The sequence below is a fragment of the Candidatus Margulisiibacteriota bacterium genome (genome assembly GCA_031268855.1).
In the GTDB taxonomy this organism is placed as follows: Bacteria; Margulisbacteria; Termititenacia; order Termititenacales; family Termititenacaceae; genus Termititenax.
Map to the genome: position 1 here is coordinate 1 of JAIRWS010000141.1, position 8,727 is coordinate 8,727.

The following is an 8,727-nucleotide window of genomic DNA, read 5'->3' on the forward strand; positions in this document are numbered from 1 at the left end:
ATTTGCCGCGCGTACATAACTATATATTCACCGCCTAAAAATACATCTGCTTATAAACTCACAAAAAAGTAATTACCCACTTATCGAAAAAATATACCTTTGAAATGCATCGAATTTTGCTGGTATTTTTTATCCATCAGTGTGCCGGCGGGGACGCTATAATGTTGCTTGGTGGAAAAGTTGCGAAACATATGAGACAAAAGTAAGGGAAAAGGAGTCTCAAAATCAGAGGGAAAAGAGGGGTACAAACAGTAAAAAAGAACTTGTGGTACGGGACAGCTTTGGGTACAAAGTCGGGCATGGAAACATTCAATATTGAGCGTGCTAACCGCTCTTTGGACGAGGAATTCATTGCCGCTAATCTATATCGTTACGATGCTGATTTTTGTCTTGCAGAATTTAATTCTAAACTCCTGGGGCATTTGATCTGGTATAATACAAAAAGAGTACATAAATCTTTGGGCAATATTACGCCCCTGGATTTTATGAATACCAACCTTAAGTCTCATATGTATGGAACTTATACACTTGGTTGCATATTATTAAGTATGTTATAAAATTAAAACTATGGACGATTTCTTCACCAAGCAAACAGTTTACAACAAGAGGTGTTTCAGATTATGAAAACATCCAAGAATTCACGCAGTCTATTGCCAATAAGTTAAGGCAAGAGCTGTCCGATGTATTTGTCAGACCCATATTATTAAATGATGGCTCAAGAACAAATGCGCTATTCCTCTTAACAAAACATCTTAAAGGACTAATGTTATTCAATAGTCTTGCTTGGAAATACACAGAAGACGGGATGTGTTTGTTGGCCAGCCAATTTGTAGCAAAACCAACTCAACAGTTGTTATTCGATTTTCCTAAAGAACAAAATACACGTTATATTTCAGCACAGCAAAATCTAGAAAGCATTATTCTGGCAGAATTCAAACAAAAAAGATTTATATCTAATGCAGAAATAATTGCTCTAACCGCAGTCGCCGGATTTCTCCCGCACCAAGCAAATGAAATTATTAAAAAACTGTATACAGCAAAATTCTTACAGAAGACCTATTTGGACGCTACAAAACAAAAGGGATTTTATATTGCCGAAGAGCATTGGAAAACCAAGCTATGCCTGCTAGAATACCAAGGAGAAAGGGGAAGTAATGCAAACGATTGAAAGAAAATCTTTGCTTTACCAGACAGAAGTCGAATACGGTGATTTCACGATTAACCATGTGCAAAATTGTTCCCACGGCTGCAAATATCCCTGTTATGCAATGTTGATGGCCAAAAGATTTGGCAAAATAAAATCTTATGCGGAGTGGCTCGAGCCCAAATTGGTAGCAAATACGCTCGAATTACTAGATAAAGAAATACCAAAACAGAAAGATAAAATAAAATTTGTCCACCTTTGTTTTTCTACCGATCCTTTTATGTATAAATATCCAGAGATTTGCGCTATGTCTTATAAAATTATTGAGAAATTAAATCAAAACGGCCTGCGCTGCACGGCCTTGACAAAAGGATTACTGCCAAGCGAATTAACAAACTTGAGCAAGGAAAATGAGTTTGGAATTACGCTGATTACCATACAAGACAAATATAGAAAAATATACGAACCGGGCGCGGCGCCAATGGCTAACCGGATTGAGCGATTACGCAAACTGCACGAAGCCGGAATAAAAACCTGGGTCAGTATCGAACCGTATCCAACACCTAATATCATCGAGCAAGACTTTAACGGAATTTTAGATGCGGTTTCATTTGTGGATAAAATAATTTTTGGCAGGCTTAATTATAATCCGTTGGTCTCTCAATATAAAGAATACCAGGATTTCTTTAACGATTTAAGCTATCGGGTAATAAATTTTTGTAAACGGAACGGCAAAAAATGGCATATCAAAGAAGGCACTTGCCTGGCAAAAGTCATTAAAGAAAAAGAATTAATTTTTGCTTAACTAAAATTCAGAATTATCTCATTCCGGCTGGACGTTTTACCCTCTGTACCACACCGGCAAGGGCTGGTAGACATGCGTCAGCGATTTCATCGCTCAGGGCGTAAAAATCGGCGCGTTGTAAAACTCTTGCCCGATAATTTCTGCCAGTTCGGTGTATTTATAGGCGCGGCCGGCACATTCTTTAAGATTAGTCTGATTTAATTTAGACATATCTATAAGTTCCGCGAAGACCGGCAGCGGCGGGTCCAGAGCAAGCGCGCCTTGCTGCAATAGGGAATGTCTGCCCCGCTTCTGCGCCGAGCCGAGCAGTTTTTTTCCGCCGCAGACCACTTCGTACTTGACCGGCCGCGCAAAACAAACCGCTCTGTCATATTCGCCGGTAAAAACCGCGGTTCGGCTTTGCTCCCTAACGGGCTTACAGTCACCGACCGCGCGCGCGGCCAGCGCGGCGGCGGCGCCGATCTTCCGCAGGGCCTTGATAAAGATTTCCGAGATAAAATTGCAGGACGGCAGTATCCCGTCCGGCAAAGCCGCCAGCGGCGCGACGAGACTGTAGGTTAATTCATTGGGCTGATGCAGCACCAAGCCGCCGCCGGTGATCCTTGAGGCAGTTTCCACGCCCAGCCGCCCCGCTTGGGGCAGGTCGAGCAGTTTTTCCGGCCGCTGCGCATAACCAAAAGTTATGGCCGGTCTGTCCCACGAATAAAATCTTAAATGAATGTTCTTAACCGCGCGCGCTTCCTGCGCGGCAAAAAGCACGGCGTCTTTTTGCATGTTGGCGGCGGCAGACTGCGGAGCGTCGATCTCCAGCTCAATATTCATCGACCGAGAGTATGCCGATAGACTGCACTTTGATCTGCGGCACGATCTCATTGTAGGAAAGCACCACAATATTCGGATAATTGCGCTCGGTAAACCGCTTAAAATGCGGGCGCAGGCGCGGCGAGCACAGCACGATGACCGGACTATTGATCTTTTTAAAATACGGCATATATTCCTGCAGCTGGCCAAGTATCTTTTCGCCGACCGACGGATCGATCGCCAAAAACGAGCCGTATTCGGAGTGATGCAGCGAGCCGATCATTGTTTCCTCTAAACGCGGGTCGATCGTCAGCACGGTCAGGGTGTCGTCTTTGTCCGCGTACTGCGAGCAGATCTGCCGCGCCAAAGCCTGCCGCACATACTCAGCCAGCAGACTGGTATCGCGCGAGACATGCGCATAATCCGCCAGTCTTTCCAATATCGTGGACAGGTCGCGGATGGAAATTCTTTCCTTGACGAGCAGCTGTAAAACTTTGTGCACCTGACCGAGCGAAAGCATATCCGGCACCAATTCACGCACGATCGCCGCGTTGGTGTTTTTGACCAGCTCCAGCAGCGACTGCACATTCTGGCGGGTCATGATCTCGTCGGCATGCTGCTTCACCACTTCGGTGAAATGATTGGCGATGTAGTCTACCGGCGACAGGACTGTAATGCCCGCTTCCTGCAGCTGCGGTAGAAAATCATCGACCACCCAGGCGCCGGGCAGTTTGGTCACCGGATCAACGGTTTCCTCAGCGGTAATATTTTTGGCCGACAATTCCTGCATGGACATCGGCACATAATGATAATTAACCAGCGCCACCCCGTTGGAAATTTTCGTGCCGCGGATCTCCACAACATATTCATTGGGCGGCAGCGAGAGGTCATCCATGACGCGCACACCCGGGATCACAAAACCCAATTCCTGGCCGATGTGATAACGGATAAGCGTGATCCTCTCCAGCAACGGGCCGTCCTGGCTGGGGTCGATCAGCGGTACCAAATTGCGGCCGGTCTTCAGCGCGATCGGATCCAGCGTCAGCGTGCTCAGCAAACTTTCCGGTTTTTTCATTGCTTCTTTGGCCGCATCCTCGCCGCTGGTGCCCAGAGCGCGCCCCAGTTCGGCCATTTCCGCTTTGGCTTTGGAACGCATGATCGAAAAAGCCACGATGCCGAGTAGTCCGGAAAGTACTAGAAAAGGCACGGTCGGCAATCCGGGCACCACGCCGAAAAGCCCTAGCACCACCGACGCAAAAGCAAAAGCCCGCGGCTGATTGCCCAGCTGGCTCATCAAATCCGCGCCCAGTGAATCAGCCGAAGCGGATTTGGTCACGACCAAACCGGTGGCGATAGACATCAGCAGCGCCGGCACCTGACTGGTCAAACCGTCGCCGATCGTTAATTTAAAAAACAGGTTGGCTGCTTCCGCCATTTCCAGCCCCTGCTGCATCACGCCGATTATCAAACCGCCCAGCATTTCCACCAGCAAAATCACGATGCCGGCGATCGCGTCGCCGCGCACAAATTTATTCGCGCCGTCCATCGCGCCAAAAAACGAAGATTCTTTGGACAGATCCTCGCGGCGTTTTTTGGCCATATCGCCGTCGATCAGACCGGCGTTCAAATCCGCGTCGATCGACATTTGCTTGCCGGGCATGGCGTCCAGCGTGAAGCGCGCGGCCACTTCCGCGACCCGCTCGGCGCCTTTGGTGATCACAATAAAATTGACCAGTGTGATAATGACGAAAATCACGCCGCCGACCACGAAATTGCCGCCGGTCACAAAGTTGGCAAAAGCCAGAATGACCTGCCCGTTAAAAGCCTTGCCCTGGCTCAAGATCAGCCGTGTCGAGGAAATATTCAAGGCCAGACGAAAAAGCGTGACGACCAGCACGATAGACGGGAAAGACAGCAGGTCCAGCGCTTTCTGCAAAAACATAGAGATCAGCAGCATTATAATGCCGATCGAGATAGAAAAAACCAGCAGAATATCCAGCAGCCAGGTCGGCAGAGGTATCATCATCATTGCGATAATTAAAACCAGCGCCGCTAAAACACCCAGGTCGCCGCCGCGGAAGAGATCGCGCAAGCCGCCGACTTTGGGCTGATCGGTTGTTGTCGTTGCTACCAAGTAAACTGCCCCCTGCTTTGTGCCTTAAATTTAACATATTTTTAGTGTAAATTCTATGCGAGTTTTACAGCAAAATATTCGCTCGAAATCAAGAGGTCTTATATTATTAAATTTTAGATGCTATTTGTTATCCACTGTCGGTTTGTATTTGTTTTTGCCTTTATTGCGGCCAAGCTTGTAGACAAAAGCCAAAACTTCCGCCACCGCGCGGTAGAGTTCCGCTGGCAGCTCGTCGCCGATCTCGGTGGTATCGTAGATCTGCCGCGCCAGCGTCTCGTTTTCCACGATCGGCACATAATGTTCTTCGGCAATATCTTTGATCTCCTGCGCGAAGATGCGCCGGCCTTTCGCCAGCAGCAGCGGCGCTTTATCCACATCAGCCTTGTAGCGGATCGCGCAGGCCAGATGCACCGGATTGGTCACGACTACATCAGCGCCCGGCACCGAGCCTTTTTGACGCCGCTGCGACATCTCACGCTGTTTCTGCCGCTGCGCCTGCTTGATCGTCGGATCACCCTCCAAACGCTTGTATTCCTCTTTGACCTCATGTTTGGTCATTTTGGCATTTTTATTGAATTCGTACCTCTGGTAAAAATAATCCAGCGCGGCGATAACAATGTACAGCCAGCCGACTTTTGTGGCGATCTCCATGACCATTTGGCCGGTAAAAACCATAATGGTAAAGGGATCCAGCACCATGGCATTGATAACCGTGCCGATATGTTTCAAGATGATCGAAAAAGTCACATAGCCGACCAAAAGAATTTTGACCAGCGTGATCAAGGTCTGGATCAGGCCTTTGAGCGAAAAAATTCTTTTCAAGCCGCTCATGGGATTAAGTTTATTGAGATCGGGTTTCATGGACTCGCCGGAAAACAAAAATTGCGTCTGGATCATATTGACGATTATGGTTGTCGCAAAAATAACCGCCAGCAAAACCAAAATGCTCATGAGGATCGTGATCACGCCGTAGGAAAAAAGGCCGGTAAACATGCCGAGATTGAGATCGCGGGCGGTCGGGATCTGGCGGAACATTTCCTGCGCAAAAGACAGCAGCCGGTACCAGATAGTCTCGGCCTGTCCGGCAAAAACACGGTAAGCAACGATCAGCAGAACGGCGGTGGAAATCTCTTTGGAATGGGCGACCTGCCCTTTTTTGCGCAGCTCCTGCAATTTATGGGGCGTGGGCTCCTCTGTTTTATCTCCCGACTCTTCGCCCACCAGCGGCCCCCGCGGTTATTTCTTCTTGCTTGCTTTTTTGGCGGCGGCCAGCTTTTTCATAAATTTATCCACGCGGCCCTCCGTATCCAAAATCTTTTGCTTGCCGGTGAAAAGCGGATGGCAGGCCGAACAAATATCCACGCGGATTTCTTTCAGTGTCGAGCCGGTCTTAAACTGCGCGCCGCAGGCGCAGGTAGCCATAACCTCATGATAATCAGGATGAATGCCCTTTTGCATAATTTTCCTCCAAAAAAGTGGGCTAATCTTACAATAACGCGGGTTTTTTGACAATGCGCGCCAGTTTCCGGCGCGGCCGTTTTTTGCTAAGATGATAAATATGCGCCCCAGATCTTGCAGTTTCTTTTACATTTTATTATTCTGCGGAGCTTTTTTATCCGCAGGCGTCTGGCAGGATTTCAACGGCCGTTTTGAGGCGCGCGTGCCGCCGGGCTATCCGCCGGTGGCCATAAACAGCGTCAGTGAATTCACGCCGCTGCTCGGCCAGGCGGTCAAATTTACCGCGCAGAGAGAGAACGGCGCGGCTGTCATCGTGGTCGAAGGACGCAGCGCTCTTGAGGATGTCGACACACTGGCTTTTTTCTGCCGGACGGACACCAGCTGTGAAATGGAAATCGCTCTGGCGGATAGCCGCACGATCACGGCTTTTGAAAATATTAAAAATTACCTGCCCGATCAAACGCTGACCCGCCAGTGGCAAAAAGCCGAAATACCGCTGGACAACCGCGGGGTCAATATCCATGACCTGCGTAAAATTTACGTGCAGCTGCTGCCAACCGAAGCAGACAGTGAAGTCACTTTGTATCTCGATGACATCACGCTGGAAAAAGCGGAAAAAATAAAACCCGCCTATCAGGTCGTTTATAATTTTGATAGCGACCAAAAAAGTATTTTTGCCGAGCTGCCGGCGCTCAATACGCGCGACGCTTACCTGGCGCTGGCCGTGGAAAGCCAGGAACATTACGGCACGCACGGCAAATCTCTGCAATGCTCTTTTGAAACGCGGGAAAATCCGGCGGAAATCTTTTTTCCAATGACGCCCAGTCCTAAAAAAAATACCAGCCTCAATTTGACCAAGACCAGTCTGGCGCTACGCAGCGAATATCCGCTAACCCTGACCCTGGCGCCGGAAACCACCGCAGAGTATAAAAAATTAAAATTCGGTGAAATCTATAAAGTCCGTCAATATCAGATCACTTTGCGCGAACCGACCTGGCAAAAACTCACGTTGCCTCTGCTGAACGGCGCTGATTATTACGGCTTGCGCGTCATTATCCCGCCGCAGACCAGCGGCGTATTTTACCTTGACGATCTGAGCTTAAATTAGTAAGACCCGCTGCTCGCCTGTTGCGCGGCGGCGTCCGCTAAGCTGCCGCCCGCCAAAACGATTAGTTGTTGGCTGAATGTTAGACACTTTCGTCCCATTATTGTAGAGTTCGTCACAAGCCAAATCTATATCGTCATTCCAGCTAATGCCATAACCGCCAGCGTCAACTTTTACCTGCTCAAACAATCCGGTTACGTAAGTCAAGGGTTGAAAAGCTTCTATTTCTTTAAACAAAGGCTTTAGATCGTACTGTTTCCTTTCTCCCTTTTCAAACTGGACTAAAAGACAATGATCCGGCAGTGCTTTTACTTTTTTGACCTTGTGAAACATAAATTTCCTCTATTCTAGCGGCGGCAATTTTCTGATCTTTTGCGTATTCCAAATATTCAGCAATTCTGTTTTGTATTTTTTCACCCATTCTTTAGCCAGCGTCAGGGCTTTAGCAGGTAAGTCTCCCTCTAGCATTTCCTGCGTCGTGAACATGCGGCGGATTATGCTCGCTTCCCTTAAAATATATTTTAATAGAAAGCCCATAAAATCTAGAAATTGTCGGCATACTTAAATCCTTTTTCGCCTTTCTTGTCTCGGCCCTTGCGCTAATAACCAGCCGTCGCCAGCTCTCTTAATAACTCACTGTCAATCCGGCGATCCCTACCCGCGCCCACTGGCTTCGTTGAGCAGCGCGGCGTCGTCCGCTGAGCTGCCACTGTTTACCGTATCATCAAATAAACCTAAATCGTCTTTAAATATCTTTGCTATTTTCGTACAAACATTCCGGGTCAATGTCTATTTCGCCGTTATTCCAAACTGGTACTCCGTATTTTAGCCGAACTTTGTCAAAAACAGCCTTGTCTTTCAACGGCTGAAAGGCAGGGTATTTTAATAAGGGTTTGACATTATATTCTTTTTTTTCGCCTGTAGAAAAACTAAGCAATAGTCTATAATTATTCAACGGTTTTACCGCCGTAATATCTATTACTGCGGAGCTTTTTCCTGGCTCTCCAGCATAAGCAATATCTTTAACAATATACATATAAAGCTCCTAAGGTTTTATTTTTCCAATACTTTCTTTTCTCACAGCTCTATTCCAGGCAGCATATAACTCATCCTCGCGCAAAATTATCCAGGCTAGTACACGCCGTAGTTCTTTTACTGGCAATTTACCATCCAGCAATTCCCCGTCAAGGGCAATGGTCGCTTTATGTTTATTATAAATCACATGGATATGCGGCTTATGGTGTCGTCGCGTATCCGCAAAATACATTTGAATTACAATT

Annotated in this window: 11 protein-coding genes and 1 pseudogene; 4 read left to right on the forward strand and 8 right to left on the reverse strand. The window is 47.6% G+C overall.

Annotation, left to right across the window (positions count from 1 at the left end; all coding sequences use genetic code 11):
- Positions 1–299: 299 nt before the first annotated feature.
- The 3 genes from LBJ25_08260 to LBJ25_08270 are packed head-to-tail and all read left to right on the forward strand — an operon-like array spanning position 300 to position 1,949.
- A complete protein-coding gene (locus LBJ25_08260) occupies positions 300–557 on the forward strand; it encodes an integrase core domain-containing protein (GenBank protein ID MDR1453947.1) in 258 nt (85 codons plus the stop codon).
- Complete coding sequence (locus LBJ25_08265) at positions 533–1,168, forward strand: hypothetical protein (GenBank protein ID MDR1453948.1); 636 nt, start codon at positions 533–535, stop codon at positions 1,166–1,168. The genes LBJ25_08260 and LBJ25_08265 overlap by 25 nt, the downstream gene beginning before the upstream one ends.
- Positions 1,155–1,949: a radical SAM protein gene (locus tag LBJ25_08270; protein ID MDR1453949.1), complete on the forward strand. Its 795-nt coding sequence runs from the start codon at positions 1,155–1,157 to the stop codon at positions 1,947–1,949. The genes LBJ25_08265 and LBJ25_08270 overlap by 14 nt, the downstream gene beginning before the upstream one ends.
- Before the next feature lie 93 nt (positions 1,950–2,042).
- Here the strand turns inward: LBJ25_08270 and LBJ25_08275 are convergent, their stop codons facing one another.
- The 4 genes from LBJ25_08275 to rpmE form a co-directional block, all read right to left on the reverse strand.
- Complete coding sequence (locus LBJ25_08275) at positions 2,043–2,771, reverse strand: hypothetical protein (protein ID MDR1453950.1); 729 nt, start codon at positions 2,769–2,771, stop codon at positions 2,043–2,045.
- Positions 2,761–4,884: a flagellar biosynthesis protein FlhA gene (flhA, locus tag LBJ25_08280; protein MDR1453951.1), complete on the reverse strand. Its 2,124-nt coding sequence runs from the start codon at positions 4,882–4,884 to the stop codon at positions 2,761–2,763. Before flhA ends, LBJ25_08275 begins: the two co-directional genes overlap by 11 nt.
- Before the next feature lie 120 nt (positions 4,885–5,004).
- Complete coding sequence (flhB, locus tag LBJ25_08285) at positions 5,005–6,105, reverse strand: flagellar biosynthesis protein FlhB (protein ID MDR1453952.1); 1,101 nt, start codon at positions 6,103–6,105, stop codon at positions 5,005–5,007.
- Between the two features lie 15 nt (positions 6,106–6,120).
- Entirely contained in the window at positions 6,121–6,342 is a 222-nt protein-coding gene (gene rpmE / locus LBJ25_08290) for a 50S ribosomal protein L31 (GenBank protein ID MDR1453953.1), read from the reverse strand.
- Positions 6,343–6,442: 100 nt separating this feature from the next.
- Here rpmE and LBJ25_08295 point away from each other — a divergent pair, with 100 nt between their 5' ends.
- A complete protein-coding gene (locus LBJ25_08295) occupies positions 6,443–7,450 on the forward strand; it encodes a hypothetical protein (protein ID MDR1453954.1) in 1,008 nt (335 codons plus the stop codon).
- On the opposite strand, the gene LBJ25_08300 is transcribed toward LBJ25_08295, so the two are convergent.
- From LBJ25_08300 to LBJ25_08315, 4 genes and pseudogenes are all read right to left on the reverse strand, one after another.
- Positions 7,442–7,780, reverse strand: coding sequence for a DUF2442 domain-containing protein (locus LBJ25_08300; GenBank protein ID MDR1453955.1), 339 nt, complete (start codon positions 7,778–7,780; stop codon positions 7,442–7,444). The genes LBJ25_08295 and LBJ25_08300 overlap by 9 nt on opposite strands.
- A 9-nt stretch (positions 7,781–7,789) precedes the next feature.
- Positions 7,790–8,006: pseudogene (locus tag LBJ25_08305) on the reverse strand (DUF4160 domain-containing protein).
- Positions 8,007–8,192: 186 nt separating this feature from the next.
- Positions 8,193–8,483 (reverse strand): DUF2442 domain-containing protein, encoded by a 291-nt coding sequence (locus tag LBJ25_08310; protein MDR1453956.1) that lies wholly within the window; start codon positions 8,481–8,483, stop codon positions 8,193–8,195.
- Between the two features lie 9 nt (positions 8,484–8,492).
- Positions 8,493–8,726: a DUF4160 domain-containing protein gene (locus LBJ25_08315; GenBank protein MDR1453957.1), complete on the reverse strand. Its 234-nt coding sequence runs from the start codon at positions 8,724–8,726 to the stop codon at positions 8,493–8,495.
- Position 8,727 lies beyond the last annotated feature (1 nt).